At 59.4% G+C, this 21,440-nt stretch carries 21 protein-coding genes; 7 read left to right on the plus strand and 14 right to left on the minus strand.

Annotated elements, in window-relative coordinates:
• Positions 1 to 53: 53 nt before the first annotated feature.
• Entirely contained in the window at positions 54 to 863 is an 810-nt protein-coding gene (locus BW686_RS16260; RefSeq protein WP_084918611.1) for a class I SAM-dependent methyltransferase, read from the plus strand.
• 66 nt (positions 864 to 929) lie between these two features.
• Here BW686_RS16260 and BW686_RS16265 read toward each other — a convergent pair whose 3' ends face one another.
• From BW686_RS16265 to dapE, 6 genes are all read right to left on the minus strand, one after another.
• A complete protein-coding gene (locus BW686_RS16265) occupies positions 930 to 1,619 on the minus strand; it encodes a DUF4197 domain-containing protein (protein WP_084918612.1) in 690 nt (229 codons plus the stop codon).
• A gap of 196 nt (positions 1,620 to 1,815) precedes the next feature.
• Complete coding sequence (locus tag BW686_RS16270; protein ID WP_084918613.1) at positions 1,816 to 2,166, minus strand: YbaY family lipoprotein; 351 nt, start codon at positions 2,164 to 2,166, stop codon at positions 1,816 to 1,818.
• A 111-nt stretch (positions 2,167 to 2,277) separates the two neighbouring features.
• Positions 2,278 to 4,779 carry a glycerol-3-phosphate 1-O-acyltransferase PlsB gene (gene plsB, locus BW686_RS16275; protein WP_084918614.1) on the minus strand — a complete coding sequence of 834 codons (2,502 nt, stop codon included), beginning with the start codon at positions 4,777 to 4,779 and terminating at the stop codon, positions 2,278 to 2,280.
• Between the two features lie 190 nt (positions 4,780 to 4,969).
• A complete protein-coding gene (locus BW686_RS16280) occupies positions 4,970 to 5,347 on the minus strand; it encodes a hypothetical protein (RefSeq protein ID WP_084918615.1) in 378 nt (125 codons plus the stop codon).
• 19 nt (positions 5,348 to 5,366) lie between these two features.
• Positions 5,367 to 6,176, minus strand: a complete 810-nt coding sequence (locus BW686_RS16285; RefSeq protein WP_084918616.1) for a putative RNA methyltransferase — start codon at positions 6,174 to 6,176, stop codon at positions 5,367 to 5,369.
• Positions 6,176 to 7,327 carry a succinyl-diaminopimelate desuccinylase gene (dapE, locus tag BW686_RS16290; RefSeq protein WP_084918617.1) on the minus strand — a complete coding sequence of 384 codons (1,152 nt, stop codon included), beginning with the start codon at positions 7,325 to 7,327 and terminating at the stop codon, positions 6,176 to 6,178. Before dapE ends, BW686_RS16285 begins: the two co-directional genes overlap by 1 nt.
• Positions 7,328 to 7,563: 236 nt before the next feature.
• Here dapE and tcdA point away from each other — a divergent pair, with 236 nt between their 5' ends.
• Complete coding sequence (gene tcdA, locus BW686_RS16295; protein ID WP_084918724.1) at positions 7,564 to 8,394, plus strand: tRNA cyclic N6-threonylcarbamoyladenosine(37) synthase TcdA; 831 nt, start codon at positions 7,564 to 7,566, stop codon at positions 8,392 to 8,394.
• Here the strand turns inward: tcdA and BW686_RS16300 are convergent.
• Genes BW686_RS16300 through BW686_RS16315 form a run of 4 tightly spaced genes read right to left on the minus strand, consistent with a single transcriptional unit; the run spans position 8,385 to position 11,484 of the window.
• The gene (locus BW686_RS16300; protein ID WP_084918618.1) at positions 8,385 to 8,792 is read right to left on the minus strand and encodes a SufE family protein; all 408 of its coding nucleotides are present in this window, start codon (positions 8,790 to 8,792) and stop codon (positions 8,385 to 8,387) included. The two genes, tcdA and BW686_RS16300, sit on opposite strands and share 10 nt — an antisense overlap.
• Complete coding sequence (locus BW686_RS16305; protein ID WP_084918619.1) at positions 8,789 to 9,994, minus strand: aminotransferase class V-fold PLP-dependent enzyme; 1,206 nt, start codon at positions 9,992 to 9,994, stop codon at positions 8,789 to 8,791. Before BW686_RS16305 ends, BW686_RS16300 begins: the two co-directional genes overlap by 4 nt.
• Before the next feature lie 60 nt (positions 9,995 to 10,054).
• Positions 10,055 to 11,089, minus strand: coding sequence for a 2,3,4,5-tetrahydropyridine-2,6-dicarboxylate N-succinyltransferase (gene dapD, locus BW686_RS16310; protein ID WP_084918620.1), 1,035 nt, complete (start codon positions 11,087 to 11,089; stop codon positions 10,055 to 10,057).
• Positions 11,090 to 11,136: 47 nt separating this feature from the next.
• Entirely contained in the window at positions 11,137 to 11,484 is a 348-nt protein-coding gene (locus tag BW686_RS16315) for an ArsC family reductase (protein ID WP_084918621.1), read from the minus strand.
• Positions 11,485 to 11,716: 232 nt separating this feature from the next.
• Here BW686_RS16315 and BW686_RS16320 point away from each other — a divergent pair, with 232 nt between their 5' ends.
• Complete coding sequence (locus tag BW686_RS16320) at positions 11,717 to 11,947, plus strand: hypothetical protein (protein WP_084918622.1); 231 nt, start codon at positions 11,717 to 11,719, stop codon at positions 11,945 to 11,947.
• A gap of 107 nt (positions 11,948 to 12,054) precedes the next feature.
• Here BW686_RS16320 and BW686_RS16325 read toward each other — a convergent pair whose 3' ends face one another.
• From BW686_RS16325 to map, 4 genes are all read right to left on the minus strand, one after another.
• A complete protein-coding gene (locus BW686_RS16325; RefSeq protein WP_084918623.1) occupies positions 12,055 to 12,909 on the minus strand; it encodes a matrixin family metalloprotease in 855 nt (284 codons plus the stop codon).
• A 117-nt stretch (positions 12,910 to 13,026) separates the two neighbouring features.
• On the minus strand, positions 13,027 to 14,220 hold the full coding sequence (dapC, locus tag BW686_RS16330) for a succinyldiaminopimelate transaminase (protein ID WP_084918624.1): 1,194 nt from the start codon (positions 14,218 to 14,220) through the stop codon (positions 13,027 to 13,029).
• 51 nt (positions 14,221 to 14,271) lie between these two features.
• Positions 14,272 to 16,968 carry a [protein-PII] uridylyltransferase gene (locus BW686_RS16335; protein ID WP_084918625.1) on the minus strand — a complete coding sequence of 899 codons (2,697 nt, stop codon included), beginning with the start codon at positions 16,966 to 16,968 and terminating at the stop codon, positions 14,272 to 14,274.
• 64 nt (positions 16,969 to 17,032) lie between these two features.
• Positions 17,033 to 17,815 (minus strand): type I methionyl aminopeptidase, encoded by a 783-nt coding sequence (map, locus tag BW686_RS16340; protein WP_084918626.1) that lies wholly within the window; start codon positions 17,813 to 17,815, stop codon positions 17,033 to 17,035.
• Between the two features lie 311 nt (positions 17,816 to 18,126).
• On the opposite strand from map, the gene rpsB reads away from it, so the two are divergent.
• The 4 genes from rpsB (at position 18,127) to frr (ending at position 21,427) form a co-directional block, all read left to right on the plus strand.
• The gene (rpsB, locus tag BW686_RS16345) at positions 18,127 to 18,870 is read left to right on the plus strand and encodes a 30S ribosomal protein S2 (protein WP_003314293.1); all 744 of its coding nucleotides are present in this window, start codon (positions 18,127 to 18,129) and stop codon (positions 18,868 to 18,870) included.
• 190 nt (positions 18,871 to 19,060) lie between these two features.
• On the plus strand, positions 19,061 to 19,924 hold the full coding sequence (tsf, locus tag BW686_RS16350) for a translation elongation factor Ts (RefSeq protein ID WP_084918627.1): 864 nt from the start codon (positions 19,061 to 19,063) through the stop codon (positions 19,922 to 19,924).
• A 205-nt stretch (positions 19,925 to 20,129) separates the two neighbouring features.
• Positions 20,130 to 20,873, plus strand: coding sequence for a UMP kinase (pyrH, locus tag BW686_RS16355; protein WP_002554728.1), 744 nt, complete (start codon positions 20,130 to 20,132; stop codon positions 20,871 to 20,873).
• Positions 20,870 to 21,427 (plus strand): ribosome recycling factor, encoded by a 558-nt coding sequence (gene frr / locus BW686_RS16360; RefSeq protein WP_084918628.1) that lies wholly within the window; start codon positions 20,870 to 20,872, stop codon positions 21,425 to 21,427. The genes pyrH and frr overlap by 4 nt, the downstream gene beginning before the upstream one ends.
• Positions 21,428 to 21,440: the final 13 nt, after the last annotated feature.

Here is a 21,440-nt window from a genome sequence, read left to right on the forward strand (position 1 = left end):
TGGTTATCGGCAGATCTTGCCGATCATTAACAATTTTTGAGTGTGTGGACGTAATGATTGAGCAGCAAACAGGCAGCCGCATCCGGGTCGAGGCTCTGACGGTCGACGGGCAGGCTTCCGCCACCGATTGGGCGCAACGACTCGGGCTGCCGTTACAGGACGCCGAAGCGGACTTTGCCTTGCAGGTCACCGATGACGGCCTGCAATTGCAACAGTTGGGCAACGATGCGCCCGGCGCGGTAAGGGTCGATTTTGTCGAAGGCGCCGTGGCTCATCGGCGATTATTCGGCGGTGGCACCGGGCAGATGATTGCCAAGGCTGTCGGCATTCAGCCGGGCGTACGCCCCCGCGTGCTGGATGCCACCGCCGGGCTGGGCAAGGACGCATTCGTGCTGGCCAGCCTTGGCTGCGAGATGAGCCTGATCGAGCGCCAGCCGATCATTGCTGCGCTGCTGGAAGACGGCCTGACGCGCGGACGCAATGATCACGATGTCGGTTCGATCATCGCGCAGATGCGTTTGCTGACCGGCAACGCCATCGAGATCATTCGTCACTGGTCAGCCGAGCCACCGCAGGTCATCTACCTTGACCCTATGTTCCCGCACCGCGAGAAAACCGCGCTGGTGAAAAAGGAAATGCGCCTGTTCCGGCCGCTGGTGGGCGACGACATGGACGCGCCTGCGTTGCTGGAGGCTGCCCTTGCGCTGGCCACCCACCGCGTGGTGGTCAAACGCCCGCGCAAAGCGCCTTGCATCGATGGCCCCAAGCCGGGTTATGCACTGGATGGCAAATCCAGTCGTTACGACATCTACCCTAAGAAAGCCCTGAAGCCGAAGGCGGTGGAAAAAGAGCCGGTCGCGTAGATCATTCGCCCATGCACACTTTTCGTGACTCACTCCGGCGCGGAACACTTCACGTGATGCGCGGCGTCACAGCGCCCCGAACACTTTCTTCGCCAGCCCGGTCGCTGCTGCCTGTGGGTTGGCGCGGATGCTTTCTTCCTGTTTGGCGATCATCTCGAACAGCCCGTTAAGCGCCTGCTCGGTCACATAACTTTCGAGATTGGCACTTTTGCTGTCCAGTGCGCCGAGGGCGGCGGCTTTGCCGGCAAAGGCATTGTATTTCTGCACCAGGCCTACCTGATCGGTGGATTTCTTGACGATGGGCAGGAACCTGGCGCGAATCTGTTCGCGGCTGGTGCTGCTCAGGTACTGGGTTGCCGAGTCCTTGCCGCCGCTGAGGATGGCTTTGGCATCGGTCACGCTCATCTTCTTCACGGCGTCTACCAGCAACGCCTGAGCCTGGGGAACGGCGGCTTCAGCGGCCTGGTTCATGCTGGTTTCGAGTTGATCGACCTGACTTCCCATACCGAGCATTTTCATCTTTTTCGCGACCTGGCCCAGCTTGCCGGGCAACTCGATGCGCACGTCCTCATTCTTGCTGAAGCCGCCGGGTACGCCCAGTTGCTTGACTGCAACCTGCGCGCCCTGGGTCAGAGCGTCCTTGAGCCCGCCGGTAGCGTCCGATTGTGAAAGGTCACTGAGCGACAGGGCCAACACGTTGCCCGACAGCAGCAGGCCTGCACACAGACCGACAAAGGTAAACGAAAAACGAGGCATAAGGCGTCCTTGTGGAAATGGGTTCTGACCTGCACGGGGTCGATAATGGCTCAGTACGCTGTCAAGCGTATCAGGAAGTCATGAGAAGGCATTCAAAAGCTTGGCGTGCAGAATATCGCTCAGGAAAACTGCCCGGCTGAATAGACAGCGGCGCGTTGGAAACGCGCCGCTGAAGGATGCTTTGCCTGTGGACGAGTCAGTCGGCGACCTGAATAACCTTTATTTTCAGACCGCTCTGGTTGTCGTCTGTCAGTTCGATCGGGTGTACGGTGTCGTTGATCCAGAGCAACCTGCCGTCCTGTTCGATGCGCGCCGACAAGGCATAACGGTGGCCCTGCACGGGATATCGGCCCTCGGGATAGCCCAGTTCGAACGGTAACGGTACCTGGTGATCAATCTGTTTTTCGCACGTGGCGATGACATCGGCCGGGGCGTCAGCCAGGCTGATGTCACTCAGGGTGACGGTCATGTTGCAGCCGTCCGGCAGCGCGTTGCGTGACAGGTAAAATACTTCGCCCTGAATTCTGACTAGGGATTCGCTGGTCATTTCAATTTCCTTATTGAGTGAGCACCCGTCATGGGTGCAAACCCAACCCTAGCAGGCATTTGCACGCACAAAATGCCTGTCTGGAAATCCCCGTCGAGTTGCGGAAATACCCTACGCCGCTCCTGTTTCGCTTCTTACGTGTTGCTCTTCTTCGTTGCTGTGCAGAGCGACTTGCCGAATGGACAAGCGGATCTCGGCAGGCAATACGCGCTTGGCCGCACCTTCCGCCAGTTCGCCCAGCATCGGGTGGTAACTCAGCTTGCCGGCACTGTCCTTGCGCAATACACCCAGGTCGAGCAAGGTCTGAATGAAGTGCCGGAACAGGCTCTTGTCGAAGAATTCAGGCGCATTCAGACCATGCAGAATCGACAGGCGCTGAGCCATGACGGTACACAGATCTTCCAGTTCTTCGGCACTGAGTGTGTTTTGCCCGCTGTTGAGCAGCAACGAGATCGACATGTAGAAACGCTGGAGCGTTTGGGCGATGGCCCGTGACAACAGGGTCAGCAACACGAACTCGCGAGAGCTGGGTTCCGGACGTACATAAACGTCTTTTCGGAAACGCAGCAGGCCTTGCTCGACAAACGCATTCAGCCATTGATCAACCACCTCATCCAGCTCGCTCAATGGCCAGCGAATGAACAGCTCGGATTGCAGATACGGGTACAGCGCACGCGTGTAGCGCAGAATCTGTTCGCGACTCATGCGCGACGAACTCTGGAAAAAGCTCGCCAACAGCGAGGGCAGGGCGAAGATGTGCAGAACGTTGTTGCGGTAATACGTCATCAGGACCGCATTCTGTTCGTTCAGGTACAGAATCTTGCCCAGCGCATCCTTTTGCTCGGCCAGCAGGTCCATCCCTTTGACGTGTTCGATCAGTGAGCGGCCGTTGCCTTCCGGTAGCGTGGTGTGCGGAGAGTACGGCACCGCGCGGAGCAGCGTCAGGTACAGGTCCAGCACGCGCTCCATCGCCTGATCATCCAGTGCCAGTTTCTGGGTCGACAGCAACGCGACAGCGACCAGGTTCATCGGGTTGACGGCGGCTGCCTCGTTCAGATGTTGAGCAACGCGTTCGCCCAGGTGGTGGGTGGTTTCGCTCAACCAGTCGGGGCGAAACTCCGGCGTCAGCTCCTGCGTGCGCCAGTCGGGCTGCTCGCCATCAAGGAACTCGGCCAGCTTGATAGGCTCGCCGAAATTAACCGATACCTGACCAAAGCGCTGCTTGAATGCGCCGATGACTTTGAAAATATCGAAAATCGATTCTTTCTTCTTCGTCGCTCCCCTCAGTTCGCCCAGGTAGGTGCGGCCCTCCAGCACTCGCTCATAACCGATGTACACCGGAATGAAGACAATCGGCATCCGCGAGTTGCGCAAAAAACTGCGCAGGGTAATGGCGAGCATGCCGGTCTTGGGTTGCAACATACGTCCGGTGCGCGAGCGGCCGCCCTCGACGAAGTATTCAACCGGGAAGCCTTTGGTGAACAAGGTGTGCAGGTATTCGTTGAACACGGCGGTGTACAGCGGGTTGCCCTTGAACGTACGACGCATGAAAAACGCACCGCCACGCCTGAGCAGGCTGCCGACCACCGGCATGTTCAGGTTGATGCCCGCCGCGATGTGCGGAGGCGTAAGACCGTTGCGAAACAGCAGGTAGGACAGCAGCAGATAATCGATGTGGCTGCGATGGCACGGAACGTAAATCACCTCGTGGCCCGGCGCGACCTCTTGCACGCCTTCGATGTGGCTGACCTTGATGCCGTCATAGATCTTGTTCCAGAACCAGCTAAGCACCACTTCCAGAAAACGGATGGCGGAATAGGTGTAGTCCGACGCGATCTCGTTGCCGTAACTCAGCGCGCGCTCGCGGGCTTTCTCCAGCGTGATCTTTTCGCGCTCGGCTTCTTCGATGATCGCTTGCTTGACTAGTGGTTCGGCCAGCAGGCCTTTGACCACGTTGCGCCGGTGCGAAACGTCCGGCCCGATTACCGCGCTTTTCAGGTTGCGAAAATGTACGCGCAGCAGGCGCTGGGTCATGCGCAGGGTGAGTTCGTAACCTTTGTTCTGGTCGACCAGTTCACGCATGTGAATCGGTTCGGAAAACTGCACGCGGGTCTTGCGGCCCAGAATCAGGATGCTGACCAGACGACGTAAACGGCCGGTCACCGCCCAACTGTCGGCGAACAGCAGTTTCCAGGCACTGGACTCCCGGTCAGGAGACTGGCCCCAGAACACGCTGACCGGGATGATCTGTGCATCTTCGGTCGGGTTTTGGGTAACGGCCGCCACCAGACGCTCGAGCGTCGGCGGCGCGCCCCGCTTGTCCTGTCGGCCGAGCCAGTCGGGGGCCGGTGTGAGGTAGAAAAACGCCGCAGGCTCGATCAGATTGCCGACGGCCACGGACAGTACGGGTCTTGGCAGGCCGGCCTTGCGGCATTCGGTATCGATCACCGCCAGATCACTGATCGACGGGGACTGCAATGCGTAGAAAACCGGTCGGCTGCGGTCCAGATTGAGCGTGAAAGACGATTGGTTGATGGTTTCCGAGCGCACCCAGAGGTACAACAATCGGCGCAGAGTGCCGAACACAAGACGACGGAACGGGGATCGGGTCATACGGCTTCTGCTGAGTCAGGAACGGGCGGTTGCCCGAGATGGGCGTCAGTGTGACGTATCCCGGGACGATCGGCAAAAACCGCTGGCTGCCCGCTGATACACCTGCTTAAGGCCGAGGCCTGAAAAGGCGCCTCCACCAGAAAGCCGACTTCTCCGACGGCACACATCCAGACCGTCGGGGCGAAAAAACTTACGACGTCCGCCAGGTAATCTCTTCTTCGCCGTCGGCACTGACGCGGATCCAGCGGTCGGCGGTCTCGTCGCTTTCTTCTTCGATCCAGGTGCCGGGTGCGCAGCGCACTTCGACGTTCAGTGCCGCGAAGGCGGCGCGGGCGCAGGCGATGTCGTCTTCCCACGGGGTCTGGTCGCTGTCGAGGTGCAGGCTGTTCCATTTGCCGACGGCTTTTGGCAGCCAGGTCACGGCCACATTGCCAGCCTTGCACTTCCAGGTCTGGCCGCGTTGAGTCCACTCACTGCAGGTGCCCAGGGCGTTGCTCAGCCACTCGGCGATTGCCTTGTGGTCGACGTCTGCGTCTTTCAGGTAAATCTCGATATCGGGTTGGCGCATGGGTGCCTCTTTTGAATGCTTATTGCAGCACGAAATAATCGTAGCGCATGGAAACGGTGACCTTGAAAGGCCCGGGTTGCTCGATGACCGCAGTACGGCGTTCGGCACTGGCACGCCAGCCGTGAGGTGTCATGGCCAGAAGATCGGCACGCGACTGGCCGTCGATCAGCTTCAGTGTGTAGCTCAGGGTCTCACTGTGCTGCAACTGCATGCCTGGCGGCACCAGCGCCAGGTGCTTGTCGTCGGCGTAGTCGCGCACTTCATCGTAAAGACGCTGGCGCAGTTCCATCAGGTGTTCGCGTGTCGGGCCGACCCGCATCAGCCCGCCGCCGGGTGTCAGCAGGCGTTTGGCTTCCTGCCAGTCCAGCGGGCTGAACACGCTGGCCAGAAACTGGCAGCTGGCGTCCGGTAATGGCACGCGCGCCATGCTGGCGACCATCCAGGTCACGTTCGGGGTGCGACGGCAGGCGCGCTTGACCGCTTCGCGAGAGATATCCAGCGCAAAGCCTTCAGCGTGGGGCAGCGCTTCGGCAATCTGCGCGGTGTAATAACCTTCACCGCAGCCGATGTCCAGCCAGTGGGCCGGCGAGCGTTCGGCGGCCAGCTCTGCCAGGCGTCCGGCGACCGGCGCGTAATGCCCGGCGTTGAGAAAGTCGCGCCGCGCTTCGACCATCGCCTGATTGTCGCCCGGGTCTCGGCTGTTCTTGTGCTGCACCGGCAGCAGGTTCAGATACCCCTGGCGAGCACGGTCGAAGCAGTGATTGGCCGGGCACACTACGCCGTTGTCGGCTGCGCTGAGCGGTGCAGAACAGATCGGACAGGTCAGCATCAGGCGAGCAACTTGACCAGGGTCTGGTAGTAGATCTCGGTCAGCACGTCGAGATCGCTGGCCAGAATGCGTTCATTGACCTGGTGAATGGTCGCGTTGACCGGGCCGAGTTCGACCACTTGTGTCCCCAGGGTCGCAATGAACCGGCCATCCGAGGTGCCACCGCTGGTCGAGGCTTTGGTGTCACGCCCGGTCACATGCTTGATGCTGGACGACACGGCGTCGAGCAGCGCACCCGGTTCGGTCAGGAACGGCAGGCCCGACAGCGCCCAGTCGATGTGCCAGTCGAGTTCATGCTTGTCGAGGATGGCAGTGACGCGCTGTTGCAGGCCTTCGACCGTCGACTCGGTCGAGAAGCGGAAGTTGAAGACTGCCACCAGGTCGCCCGGGATCACGTTGGTCGCGCCGGTGCCGGCGTTCAGGTTGGAGATCTGGAAACTGGTCGGCGGGAAGAAGTCATTGCCGTCGTCCCAGTGCTCGGCGGCCAGCTCGGCCAGCGCCGGTGTCGCCAGGTGGATCGGGTTCTTCGCCAGATGCGGGTAAGCCACATGGCCCTGTTTGCCACGCACGGTCAGTGTGGCGCCCAGCGAACCGCGACGACCGTTCTTGACCACATCACCCACCAGCGTGGTGCTTGACGGCTCGCCGACAATGCACCAGTCCAGACGCTCCTTGCGAGCCGCCAGACGCTCGACGACGGCCTTGGTGCCGTGATGCGCCGGGCCTTCTTCGTCACTGGTGATCAGAAAGGCCACTGAACCCTTGTGGTTCGGGTGGTCGGCGACAAAGCGTTCAGCCGCCACCAGCATCGCTGCCAGGCTGCCTTTCATGTCGGCCGCGCCCCGTCCGCAGAGCATGCCGTGTTCGTCGATCAAAGCATCGAACGGATCGTTCTGCCAGTTCTCTACCGGTCCGGTCGGAACCACGTCGGTGTGACCGGCAAAACACAGCACCGGGCCTTCATGGGTGCCGTGGGTGGCCCAGAAGTTGTCCACGTCTTCGATACGCATCGGCTCAAGCGTGAAGCCGGCATCGCCCAGGCGCTGCATCATCACCGCCTGGCAATCGGCATCGACCGGCGTGACCGAAGGTCGGCGGATCAGATCGCAGGCGAGTTGTAGGGTAGGCGAAAGGTCGGCTGGGGCCGTCATGTACAGAACTCCGGTAGCAAGACTTTGGGCGCTAAAAGGCGGATATCTTAAAGCAAAACGACGACCCGGGGCCGTCGTTTATCGTGCGCGGTGGATATGTCGGATTGTGGAGCGGGCGGGCAGTGTGGCGGGCGTAGACACGGTGATCTGACGGAATACCTGCACCATTCGATATCAGGCAGGTGCGTCGCCCGGACAAACCCCTATAATGCGCGCCGGTTTTCGGGGTATTGATGATGAACACAGAAGATCCACGTTTCGCAGGCATCGCCCGTTTGTACGGTATCGAGGGGCTGGCGCGCCTGCGTGCGGCTCACGTGGCCGTGGTCGGTATCGGCGGTGTGGGTTCTTGGGCGGCGGAGGCGATGGCGCGCAGTGGTGTGGGCGAGATTTCACTGTTCGACATGGACGACGTCTGTGTCAGCAACAGCAATCGCCAGTTGCATGCGCTGGACAGCACCGTCGGGCGGCCCAAGGTCGAAGTGATGGCCGAGCGCATTCGGGCGATCAACCCGGATTGCGTCGTGCATGCGGTGTCGGATTTCGTGACCCGCGACACGATGGCCGAATGCATTACGCCGGACATGGACTTCGTGATTGACTGCATCGACAGTGTCAACGCCAAGGCTGCGCTGATTTCGTGGTGCAAGCGCCGCAAGATTCAAATGGTCACCACCGGTGGTGCGGGCGGGCAGATTGACCCTACGCTCATTCAGATCGCTGACTTGAACCGCACGTTCAACGATCCGCTGGCCTCCAAAGTGCGCTCGACCCTGCGCCGAGACTACGGTTTTTCGCGTACTCCCAACCGCCATTACAGCGTGCCCTGCGTCTTTTCCACCGAGCAACTGCGTTACCCGAAGCCTGATGGCAGCATTTGCCTGGAAAAGAAGTTCGTCGGTGATGGCGTCAAGCTGGACTGTGCGGGCGGTTTTGGCGCGGTCATGATGGTCACGGCGACATTCGGCATGGTCGCCGCCACGCGTGCGGTGGACAAACTGGTTGCAGGCACCCGCCGACCTTCGGAGCGGGTCAAGCCGTCGGCAGCGGTAGCCGATCAGGCTTGAGTCAATTGGCGCATCTTCTGTAGCACGGCATTCAGGCCGTTGCTGCGCGAGGGTGAGAGCTGGCGGCCAAGGCCCAACTGACTGAACCAGTCCGGCAAGTCCACGTTTTCCAGCTCCTCGGCCGATAAGCCGTTCACCCGCGCGAGCAGCAGGGCCACCAGCCCGCGAATCAGTCGTGCGTCGCTGCTGGCGCGGAACCGCCACGTGTCTGCGCTGACTTCGCCCGTCAGCCAGACCTTGCTTTCGCAGCCGTGTACCAGATGGTCGTCCGACTTTTCCTCGTCGCTCAATGGCGGAAGATGATCACCCCATTGCATCAGCAGGCGCGCGCGCTGTTCCCAGCTTTGCGGCTGAGAGAAGCTGTCAAAGGCGGCTTTTGCCAGCGGGGGCAGGTTCATCGAAGCAGTTCCAGCGCTTGATCCAGTGCGCTGAAAAAGCGCAGCAGGTCGTCCGAATCGTTGTACAGCGCCAGCGAAACCCGAATCGCCCCCGGCAGACCCAGGGTCTTGAACAGTGGCATGGCGCAGTGATGCCCGGCACGCACCGCGATGCCCTGCTCGGTCAGCAGGTGGGCCAGATCGGCGTTATGAACGCCGTCTACCACGAAGCTGACCAGTGCCAGGTCCGGGGCGCCCAGCACGTGAATGCCGTCACGCTGTTGCAGGCCCTCCAGCAGACGCCGGTGCAGATTGGCTTCGTGATCTGCGACGGCCTGATGATCGAGGCTGTCCAGGTAATCCAGCGTGGCACCGAGGCCGATCACGCTGGCGATGGGGGGCGTACCCGCCTCGAAACCCAGCGGTGCCGGACGAAATTTTGCGTGTTGATAGTCGGCAGTCAGCACCATCTCTCCACCGTACTGCCAGTGCGTCAGGCTTGGCAGGGCTTCATTGCGTCCATACAGCACGCCGAGCCCTTCAGGGCCATACAGCTTGTGGCTGGAGAACACATAGAAGTCGCAGCCCAGCGCCTGCACATCGTGGCGACCATGCACCACGCCTTGAGAACCGTCCACGACGGTCAGCGCACCCTGCGCCTTGGCCATTGCGACAAGACGCGCCAGTGGCTGCCAAGTGCCGAGTACATTGGAAAGCTGGCTGACCGCTAGCAGGCGGGTGCGCGGCCCGATCAGGCTGGCCGCTGCATCGGTATCGATCACACCGTCAGTGTCGATCGGCAGAATCACCAGGCTCAATCCCCGACGCTGCGCCAGTTGCTGCCACGGCAGCAGGTTGGCGTGATGTTCCAACGCGCTGATGGCAATTTCGTCGCCCGCAGAAAACTCATGCTCAAGCCCGTAGGCAAGCAGATTGAGGGCGGAGGTGGCGCCGTGAGTGAAGATGATCTGTCCGCTTTCACCGGCGTTCAGCCAGTGGGCGGCCTTGAGGCGGCTGGCTTCGAACGCTTGAGTGGCGTGTGCGCCGGGCAGGTGCTGGGCACGATGCACATTGGCGGCACCGTTAGTGAAGTAATGAGTCAGGGCATCGATCAGCGCCTGAGGTTTTTGCGTGGTCGCAGCGTTGTCCAGGTAGGTCTGGCCTTGGCGTTGCAAGGCGGCGATGGCTGGGAAGTCGGTGCGCCAGGGGGAAAAGAGGGGCATTGTGGGTCCTGCGTGTGAAGGTGGGTTCAAGGTCGGGAGACGTTGAACCCACACACAGCATCAGTTATGAGCGTGCAGTGCTTCGTTCAGCTCGATGGCCGACTTGTGGGTCTTGCATTCCACTGCGCCAGTCTGCGAGTTGCGGCGGAACAGCAGGTCGCTCTGACCTGCCAGTTCGCGCGCCTTGACGATTTTCACCAGCTCGTTGTTTTCATCCAGCAGCGCGACCTTGGTGCCCGCCGTGACATACAGGCCCGATTCCACGGTGTTGCGATCACCCAGCGGAATGCCGATGCCGGCGTTGGCGCCGATCAGGCAGCCTTCGCCGACCTTGATGATGATGTTGCCGCCACCCGACAATGTGCCCATGGTCGAGCAACCGCCGCCCAGGTCTGAACCTTTGCCGACGAATACGCCTGCCGAAACGCGGCCTTCGATCATGCCAGGGCCTTCGGTGCCGCCATTGAAGTTGACGAAGCCTTCGTGCATGACGGTGGTGCCTTCGCCAATGTAGGCGCCCAGACGCACACGAGCGCTGTCGGCGATACGCACGCCGCTCGGCACTACGTAGTCGGTCATTTTCGGGAACTTGTCGACCGAGAACACTTCAAGCAGCTCGCCTTTGAGGCGGGCTTCGAGCTGGCGCTCTGCAAGTTCGCCCAGATCGACTGCGCCCTGGCTGGTCCAGGCAACGTTAGGCAGCAACGGGAAGATTCCGGCCAGGTTCAGGCCGTGTGGCTTGACCAGACGATGGGACAGCAGGTGCAGCTTGAGGTAGGCCTCGGGGGGCGAGGTCAGCGTTGCGTCTTCAGCCAGCAGGGTGGCAACCAGAGGCTTCTGGCTTTCCGCCAGGCGGGTCAGCAGTGCGGCCTGAGTCGCGTCGACCGGCTTTACGGCTTCGGCCAGTTTGTAGGCCATGTCGACGTTGAACGTGATGGCCTTGTTGCCGTCGGTGTAACCCAGGACTGGCGCGATTGCGGCGACCAGTGCTGCCGAGGGGTTGATCAGTGGCTGGGCGTAAAACACTTCCAGCCAGGCGCCTTGACGATTCTGGGTGCCGACGCCGAAGGCCAGGCTGAACAGGGTAGTGGACATGTAAATACCTCTTAACTTTATCAAGGGGCTTTCAGTAGCGCTCAGGCTTACTGCAAAGCCGCTGCATACAGGTCAGGTTTGAAGCCGATCAGGGTCTTGTTGCCAAGATCGAGCACCGGACGCTTGATCATTGACGGCTGCGCGAGCATCAGTTCGATGGCTTTGGCCTGGTCGAGATCGGCTTTCTGTCCGTCATCGAGCTTGCGAAACGTGGTGCCTGCGCGATTCAGCACCACTTGCCATCCGTGTTCATCGCACCACTGCGTGAGGTGCTCACGATCAATGCCCTGTGTCTTGTAGTCATGAAATTCGTGGCTCACGGCATGTTCTTCGAGCCAGGTGCGGGCCTTCTTCATGGTGTCGCAGGCTTTGATGCCATATAGAGTGTAAGTCATTGTTTTAGGTGGGGTGGCTGATCTTGCTCGATACCCCCACATTTCTCCTCGCCATGTCAGCCGCGCATTATGCCACGTCAATCCGACCAATGTTGTGACAGCGTCGGTACGCTTGCTGAACAAAAATTAGATAATAAGCCTAACCATCATTAAGAAAACTTCACCCTGTCGTGCTTGAGTGGCAAGCCCTGAGCGGGCAATTATTACGCTCCACTTGAAGGCTGGGTGCGTTATGTCAGAGCAAGAAAAGAAGCGTCAGGAGGCGCTCGTCCGGCAACGTTATTACCGGGAGCGTCAGCGGGCCGAAGGATTCAAGCAAAGCACGCTGTGGATTCATGGCGAGGCCGAGACGGAAGGGCGATTGGCGGCGCGTGAGGGCAAGCCACTGTTGCCCATGCAGTCGCACGACCCGGTAAGCTGGGCGGTGGGATGGGTTGCGGAAAAAATGCGAACCCGATCTTGATCCGTCCGTTGGCAACATCAGGCCGCGCCACGCTTTCCGGGCTGGAGTCGGTGGCGCGGCTGATCGCCTGCGCGGTTTATCAGGCCAGGCAGTGCAGTGCCGTCAGATCAACCCACCGGGTTCGGTGAGGGCGTGCGGGGTACGCGGCCCGGATAGACGGCCCCCATCACTTCAATATCATTCTTGCTGAGCGTTTTGCCGACATTGATGATCTCGAAGTCGCCAAGGGTCAGGCCGTTGGGAATATCGAAGTGCATGATCGAGTCACGGTCATACGCTGAATGGTGGAAATCGGCGGCCTCGTAGCGGTCGAGGAAGTTGGTATTGACCTCTTCGTCACTCAGCCCTGCCTGTGCAAGCAAGGTGCGCAGCAGTGGCTCGTCCCACGGAATGTTTGCCTGAGGGTGCTGGTGCTCGTGAACGGCGCCCAGGGCGTGCCCGAACTCGTGGAGTACGATGCGCGTCAGTTCTGCGGCCGGTTTGAGGTCGGCTGTGTATATCTCTTTGACATTGAACTCCATCGTGGCCTCGTCCTGCGCTGCCAGCAGGGCATCGGTGCCGATTGCGCTCCAGTTCAGGTGCTCGTTGAAACCGATGCGGATATCGCTCTCACCCTCTGTCACGAATTCGAATTTCAGGTTGATGTGCGGTAGCCATTGCTTTGCGGCCTCGATGACCGGGCCGGTCAGGGTAGCTGGCGGGTGTTTTTGGAAAAGAATCTTCAAGGTTCGACCGCGCGCCCAGTACTTGGTGAATGACACCAGAAGGCGTGCCTGATGATGTGCCGTATCCGTGCCTTGGGCCGCCTCTGAGGTGTAGGGCGGAACGAGGGCCGCATTGGCCGGGTTTTCGCGGATGGCGACGTCGTATGCCGCCTGTTGGTTATCGGCAATGCGCATGCAGCAGGAGGCTGGCAGTTTTACGTTCTGATCGGATGAAACGGGCATGTAAGAGACCTTCATGGTAAATCGCTTCCATCGGGAAGCCTTGAAAATGAAGGGTGAAAGTACCGTCGCAAGCGGCGTGGCGGGTGGTAACTAATTACCCCGCCGCACATTGCATGCGGCGGGGCGGCTGGCTTACTTGAGCACGAAGGCCCGGATGCGTTCAGCGGCTTCGATGCACTCGGCCAATGGAGCGACCAGCGCCAGGCGCACGCGCCCCGCACCCGGGTTGACGCCGTCGACTTCCCTGGAGAGGTACGACCCCGGAACGGCGGTGACGTGTTGATCGACGTACAGATCGCGGCAGAATGCAGCGTCATCAGTGCCCACGTGTGGCCACAGATAAAAACCGCCGTCCGGACGCTGTACATCGAGCACCGGAGACAGGATGTCGAGCACGGCATCGAACTTTTCGCGGTACAGGTCGCGGTTGGCGCGTACGTGTTCTTCGTCGTTCCAGGCAGCAATGCTGGCCAGTTGGGTTTGCACCGGCATCGCGCAGCCGTGATAAGTGCGATACAGCAGGAACGCCTTCAGAATCTCGGCATCACCCGCGACAAAACCCGAACGCAGCCCTGGCAGGTTGGAGCGCTTTGACAGGCTGTGGAACACCACGCAGCGCTTGAAATCCTGACGACCCAGTTCGACGCAAGCACTGAGCAGGCCGGGCGGCGGAGTCTGCTCGTCGAAGTACAGCTCGCTGTAGCACTCATCGGCGGCAATCACGAAGTCATGCTCGTCAGCCAGCGCAATGAGTTTTTTCAGGGTTTCGACCGGGATCAAGGCCCCGGTCGGGTTGCCTGGCGAGCACAGGAAGAGAATCTGGCAGCGCTTCCAGATGTCCGGGCTGACTGCATCGAAGTCAGGGTTGAAGCCGTTTTCGCTCTGGCACGGAAGGTAGTGCGGCTGAGCACCGGCCAGAAAGGCCGCGCCTTCATAGATCTGATAAAACGGATTCGGGCTGATCACCAGACCGTCATCGCTGCGGTTGACCACTGTCTGGGTGAAGGCGAACAGCGCTTCACGCGTGCCATTGACCGGTAACACATGGCGCGCCGGGTCGATCCAGCCTTGCGGCACGCCAAATCGACGGCTGCACCAGCCTGCAATCGCTTCGCGCAGTGCAGGAATACCCAGTGTGGTCGGATACACCGCCATTTGATCGAGGTTGTCAGCCAGCGCCTTGGCAACGAAATCCGGAGAGCGGTGCTTCGGCTCGCCGATGGACAGCGCCACCGGGCGTTTTTCCGGGTTGGGCGTCACGCCGCCCAGCAAGGCGCGAAGCTTCTCGAAAGGGTAGGGCTGAAGCAGTTGCATGGCGTTATTCATGAAACGTGTTCCTCAATGAGCTGCGTTGAGCCGATGCGTGTAGTCGAGTGTTCATATGCTGATGCGCAGACCGCCACGGGTGTCCGAATTGACGCTCAGTTGCTTGACGATGGCTTCCTGCAGCCGGCTGCACAATTGCGGGTCGGAAAGCGGCTGATTGTGGGCATCGGTGATGAAGAAAACGTCCTCCACGCGTTCGCCCAGGGTCGCAATCTTGGCGTTTTGCAAGGACAGGTCAAACTCCAGAAAGATCTTGCCGATACGTGCCAGCAGGCCGGGCCGGTCCGGTGCCAGCAGTTCCAGCACGGTGACCGGACGCTGGGCATCATTGTGAATGGTGACCTGCGGCGCGAAGGCAAAGTGCTTGAGCTGGCGGGGTACGCGGCGCTTGATGATCGTCGGGTAGTCATCCGGGTTGCGCAGCGCTTCGGTAAGGCCGTCGCGAATGTCCTGAATGCGTTCCGGGTTATTGCCGATCGAGCCGCCCTCATGGTCCAGCACAATGTAGGTGTCGAGCGTGAACTGACTGCTGGACGTGATGATGCGGGCGTCATGAATGTTCAGGTTCAACTGATCCATCGCGGCCACGGTCACGGCGAAGAAGTCGTGCTGGTCAGGCGCATAGATGAATATCTGCGTGCCACCCTCGAATTCGCGCTGGGTGGTTTCCTTGATCAGTACCAGCGGCCCGCCGTCGGCTGGCTGCTGCAGGATCGCGTCACTGTGCCAGGCAACATCGCCCGCGGTGTGGCGCAGGAAATAATCGTCACCCAAGGCCGACCAGAGTTGCTCGACGTCGTCCGGATCGGTGCCATTGCGCACAAGAATATCCAGCGCGGCTATCTGGGTGCGTCGAATCTGCTCCTCTCTGTCGACCGGGTTCTCCAGGCCACGACGCAGGGCACGTTTGGTCTCGGTGTACAGCTGGCGCAACAGACTCGCACGCCATGAGTTCCAGAGCGTCGGGTTCGTCGCGTTGATATCGGCGACGGTCAGCACGTACAGATAATCAAGATGCACTTCATCGCCGACGAACTGGGCAAAGTCGTGGATGACCTGCGGATCGGAAAGGTCTTTGCGTTGTGCGGTGGTGGACATCACCAGATGGTTGCTCACCAGCCAGACGATAAGCCGGTTGTCCCACGCGGGCAGATGATGGCGCTCGCCAAAAGCCTGTGCGTCTACGGCACCGAGTTCGGAGTGGTCCCCGCCCCGGCCTTTGCCGATGTCGTGATACAGCCCGGCGAGGTAGATCAGTTCCGGTTTCGGCAGGCGGGCCATGATCTTGCTGGCCAGCGGGAATTTCTCGGACACCTCGGTGTACTGCAGCTTGCGCAGGTGCTTGATCAGATTCAGCGTGTGCGCGTCGACCGTGTAGATATGGAACAGGTCATGCTGCATCTGCCCGACAATATGGCCGAACTCAGGCAGGTACAGCCCCAGAATGCCGTAACGGTTCATGCGCCGCAGGTTGCGATGGATGCCTGTCTCGCATTTGAACAGCTCGATGAACAGGCTGGTGTTGCGAATATCGTTGCGGAAATCGTCGTTGATCAGGTGCCGATGTTCGCGCAGCAGGCGAATGGTGTCAGCGCGCACGCCCTTTATCTCGGGGTGCTGGGCCATCAGCACGAAAATCTCGATCATGGCGAAAGGCGTACGTTTGAAAACGTTCGGGTGAGTCGCTTCTATATAGCCGTCGTGCAACTGGAAACGCGAGTTGATCGGCTGGGGGGTGCCACTGTCGTCGGAAAGGATCACTTCCTCGAAGTGCTGGATGATCAGGTCGCTCAGCTCGGCAATGCTCATGACCACGCGGTAGTACTTCTGCATGAAGCGCTCGATGGCGAGCTTGGCGTCATTGTCTTCATAGCCCAGCAGCCCGGCGATACGTACCTGATAATCAAACAGCAGCCGGTCTTCGGAGCGTCCGGCCAGCATGTGCAGGGCATAGCGCACTTTCCACAGGAATTCCTGAGAGGACGCCAGCAAGGCGTTTTCGCTTCCCAGCAAAAAGCCTTCACCTGCCAGTGCGTGCAGATTCAGGGTGCCGTACTGGCGTCGTGCGACCCAGAGAATGGTCTGAATGTCGCGCAGCCCGCCCGGCGAGCCCTTGACGTTGGGTTCCAGGTTGTATTCGGTGTCGTTGTACTTGTGGTGGCGTTTTTTCTGCTCGGCGTGCTTGGCCAGGAAGAACTCTTTGCTCGGCCACATGTGCCGGGTGCTGGTGACTTCCAGCATGCGTTGCCGCAGGTGCTCGGGGCCGGCGATGGTGCGACTTTCCATCAGGTTGGTGATCACCGTCAGGTCGGCCAGCCCTTCCTGTGCGCATTCCCGCACCGAGCGTACGCTCTGTCCGACTTCCAGGCCAATGTCCCACAGCAACGTCAGAAAACGCTCGATAGGGTCGCGGAAAACTTCGTGATCATCGCTGTCGAGCAGGATCAGCAGGTCAATGTCCGAATACGGGTGCAGTTCACCGCGACCATAACCGCCCACTGCCAGCAACGCGATGTCGGCGTCTTCGCTCCATTCGAACTGATCCCAGGCCTGTTGCAGGATGTTGTCCACGAACCAGGCCCGGTCCTCGATCAGCCGGCGAATATCGCGGCCTGACCTGAAACGATCGTCAAGAACGTCCCTTGCTCTGCGGATCGCCTTCTTGAACGCAGCGATGGGGCTGGCTTTCAAGGCCAGTTCGGCCTGAAACTGGCCACGATCGAACAGGTCCGGATCTACTTGCGGCATTGAGCAGTATTCCTCGTATCGGGCTGCAGATGGGTCAACAGGCGTTCAGTCAGGCAAGCCCGTGTCAGGGCGCCTTTTGTGCAATGGTATCGTCGCTACGTAAAGTGAAGATTTCGTAACCGTCAGCGGTCACCAGCAGTGTGTGTTCCCACTGTGCCGACAGCTTGCGGTCCTTGGTGATCGCCGTCCAGCCATCACCCAGAATCTTGGTTTCAGGGCGGCCCTGATTGATCATCGGTTCGATGGTGAAGGTCATGCCTTCCTGCAGCTCGATACCGGTGCCGGCCTCGCCGAAGTGCATGACTTGCGGCTCTTCATGAAACACCTTGCCGATGCCGTGGCCGCAGAACTCCCGAACCACCGAGAAACCGTTTTTTTCAGCGTGTTTCTGGATGACGGCGCCGATATCGCCCAGGCGAGTGCCGGGTTTGACGATTTCGATGGCCTTGTACAGGCACTCCTGGGTCACTTTCGACAAGCGCTCGGCCCATACCGGAACCGTGCCGACATGGAACATCCGGCTGGTGTCGCCGTGGTAGCCGTCCTTGATGACGGTGACGTCGATGTTGAGCGAGTCACCGTCCTTCAGCTTTTTATCGCTCGGGATGCCGTGGCAGACCACCTGATTGATCGAGGTGCAGATGGACTTGGGAAAACCCTTGTAGTTGAGCGGGGCGGGGATCGCCTTCTGCTCGTTGACTATATAGTCATGGCAGATGCGGTCCAGCTCTTCGGTGGTGATGCCGGGTTTGACGTACGGGGCGATCATTTCCAGGACCTCGGCGGCCAGACGGCCGGCGATGCGCATCTTTTCGATGTCTTCCGGGGTTTTGAGGGTGATTGTCATACTGAATCTCTCGACGTGTCGGGCACGCGGCTGGTGCGCAAAGCGGCAATTCTATCAGACCGCCCGCGCCCGGTGATCATCGCTTCCTTCTATAGGCAATCGGTGCGCGCCTAAAGTGCTGTAAAACAAGAAGTTCACGGGAGTTCCGTTCTCTTCCCTTTTGTGATATAAAATGCGCCGCTTTCCAAGGTCCGTCCTTGAAGCACAAACCCACACACGTGTCGACACGATGACCTGGGTGCCCTTGGCAGATGCCACTGGTTGGTCATTGGGATACGTGGAGGCCTAACCCGACTTATCAAGGAACTATCATGTCCCAAGTCAATATGCGCGATATGCTGAAGGCTGGTTGCCACTTCGGCCACCAGACCCGTTACTGGAACCCGAAAATGGGTAAGTACATTTTCGGCGCGCGTAACAAGATTCACATCATCAACCTTGAAAAAACCCTGCCTATGTTCAACGAAGCTCTGACTTTCGTTGAGCGCCTGGCTTCGGGCAAAAACAAGATTCTGTTCGTCGGCACCAAGCGCTCCGCTGGCAAGATCGTTGCTGAAGAAGCAGCACGTTGCGGTTCGCCGTACGTCGATCATCGCTGGTTGGGCGGCATGCTGACCAACTTCAAGACCATCCGTCAGTCGATCAAACGTCTGCGCGAGCTGGAAGTACAGGCTGAAGACGGTACTTTCGCCAAGCTGACCAAGAAAGAAGCCCTGATGCGCACCCGTGATCTGGAAAAACTGGATCGCAGCCTGGGTGGTATCAAGGACATGGGCGGTCTGCCAGACGCACTGTTCGTTATCGACGTTGATCACGAGCGCATCGCGATCACCGAAGCCAACAAGCTGGGCATCCCTGTTATTGGCGTTGTCGATACCAACAGCAGCCCTGAAGGCGTTGACTACATCATCCCGGGCAACGATGACGCAATCCGCGCTATCCAGCTGTACATGGGTTCGATGGCTGACGCTGTTATCCGTGGTCGTAACAATGTTGCTGGCGGCACCGACGTATTCGTCGAAGAAGCTCCAGCTGCAGCCGCTGTAGAGGGCTGAGTAAAAACGCCTGGCGTTTACTCAGTACGCGAAAAGGGGGCTTAGCCCCCTTTTTGCCACCTAGGAAATGATTTTTCGGTCTGTAGCCATGACTTTGCTGTCATGTGTTGCTGCCACCCTGATTTTTCAAGAATTGCACGCCCGGCGAGCCGGGTGGAATGGTTGAAGACCTATCCAAGAGGATTTTGAAATGGCAGAGATTACTGCAGCGTTGGTCAAAGAACTGCGCGAGCGTACCGGCGAAGGCATGATGGATTGCAAAAAGGCCTTGACCAAGGCTGGCGGCGACATCGAAAAAGCAATCGACGACATGCGTGCTTCCGGCGCCATCAAGGCCGCCAAGAAAGCAGGCAACGTTGCTGCTGAAGGCGCTATCGCTATCAAGGACGACGGCAAGGCTGCCGTTATCATCGAAGTCAACTCGCAGACCGACTTCCTGGCTCTGCAGGAAGACTTCAAGAGCTTCGTCGCTGCAAGCGTCGAAAAAGCTTTTGCCGAGAAGATGACTGATGTCGCTCCGCTGATCGAAGCTCAGGAAGCTGCGCGTCTGGTGCTGGTCGGCAAAGTTGGCGAAAACGTCAATATCCGCCGCCTGAAGCGCATCGAAGGTGACGTTGTAGGTACTTACCTGCACGGCAACAAGATCGGTGTGGTTGTCACCCTCAAGGGTGGCGACGTCGAGCTGGCTAAAGATATCGCCATGCACGTAGCGGCAAGCAACCCCGAGTTCCTGTTCCCTTCGGAAGTGTCGGCCGAAGCGATCGAGCGCGAGAAGAATGTCTTCCTGCAGCTGAACGAAGACAAGATCAAAGGCAAGCCGGCTGAAATCGTCGAGAAAATGGTGGGCGGCCGTATCACCAAGTTCCTGGCAGAAGCCAGCCTGGTCGAGCAGGCTTTCGTCAAGAACCCTGAAGTCAAAATCGGTGATCTGGCCAAGAAGGCTGGCGCTGAAATCGTATCGTTCACCTACTTCAAGGTCGGTGAAGGCATCGAGAAGCCAGTCGACAACTTCGCTGAAGAAGTCGCTGCTCAAGTAGCTGCCAGCAAGCAGTAAGACGGTTTTCCAACTGTCGCCCCAAAGAGGCTGCCCGCTTACGCGTGCGGCCTCTTTGTCGAAAGAGAAAAGGAAATTTTCCTTGGAGATTGTGCTCACAAGGCTGCATTCTCCCGACGCTTTTGGAGCGTCAAGCTAAAGTAAGCGCAGGCTTGAAATAGCCCGCACAGATTTTTTTCAGAAAACGCCGCAGGAGAGATTCGCAATGGCTCAGCAGGGCAGTGGTTATCAGGCTCGCTATAAACGCATTCTACTCAAGCTTAGCGGCGAGGCCCTCATGGGCTCGGAAGAGTTCGGCATCGACCCCAAGGTGCTGGATCGCATGGCGCTCGAAGTCGGCCAACTGGTCGGTATCGGTGTTCAGGTCGGTCTGGTCATCGGCGGCGGCAACCTGTTCCGTGGCGCGGCATTGAGTGCTGCAGGCATGGATCGGGTCACAGGCGATCACATGGGGATGCTGGCCACTGTGATGAACGCGCTGGCGATGCGCGATGCGCTGGAGCGCGCTAATATCACGGCTATCGTGATGTCGGCCATCTCGATGCTGGGCGTGACGGATCATTATGATCGTCGCAAGGCCATGCGCCACCTCAGTGCCAAGGAAGTGGTGATCTTCGCTGCGGGTACGGGTAATCCGTTCTTCACAACCGATTCGGCTGCCTGCCTGCGCGCGATCGAAATCGACGCCGATGTGGTGCTCAAGGCGACCAAGGTGGATGGTGTGTACACCGCAGATCCATTCAAGGACCCGAATGCCGAGAAGTTCGATCATCTGACTTACGATGAAGTGCTGGATCGCAAGCTGGGTGTGATGGATCTGACCGCAATCTGCCTGTGTCGCGATCACAAGATGCCATTGCGTGTCTTCAACATGAACAAGCCGGGTGCCCTTCTGAATATCGTCCATGGTGGCGCCGAAGGAACCCTGATCGAGGAAGCCCAACAATGATCAACGAAATCAAGAAAGACGCTCAAGTGCGCATGCAGAAAAGCCTTGAGTCGCTGACCCATGCCTTTACCCGGATTCGCACCGGCAAGGCTCACCCGAGCATTCTGGGTGGTGTCATGGTTCCGTATTACGGTGCAGACACCCCGCTGAGCCAGGTCGCCAACGTGACCGTCAAGGACTCGCGCACCCTTCAGGTCGTGGCATTCGAGCGCAACATGCTGGCTGCCGTCGACAAGGCTATCCAGAGTTCCGGTCTGGGCTTCAACCCGACCAACCTGGGCGAGCTGCTGCTGATCTCCATGCCGGCCCTGACCGAGGAAACCCGCAAGGGCTTCACCAAACAGGCTCGCGATGCGGCAGAAGATGCGCGCGTAGCCGTGCGCAACATCCGTCGTGATGCCCTGAGCCAGTTGAAAGACCTGGTCAAGGACAAGGAAATCAGCGAAGACGAAGAGCGCCGTGCGGCTGACGACATCCAGAAGCTGACCGACAAGTTCGTGGCGGAAATCGAAGTGGCGGTGAAGCAGAAAGAAGCTGATCTGATGGCTGTTTAAGGTTTCGGACGCT

It is taken from the genome of Pseudomonas syringae (assembly GCF_002157375.1).
Lineage (GTDB): Bacteria > Pseudomonadota > Gammaproteobacteria > Pseudomonadales > Pseudomonadaceae > Aquipseudomonas > Aquipseudomonas syringae_T.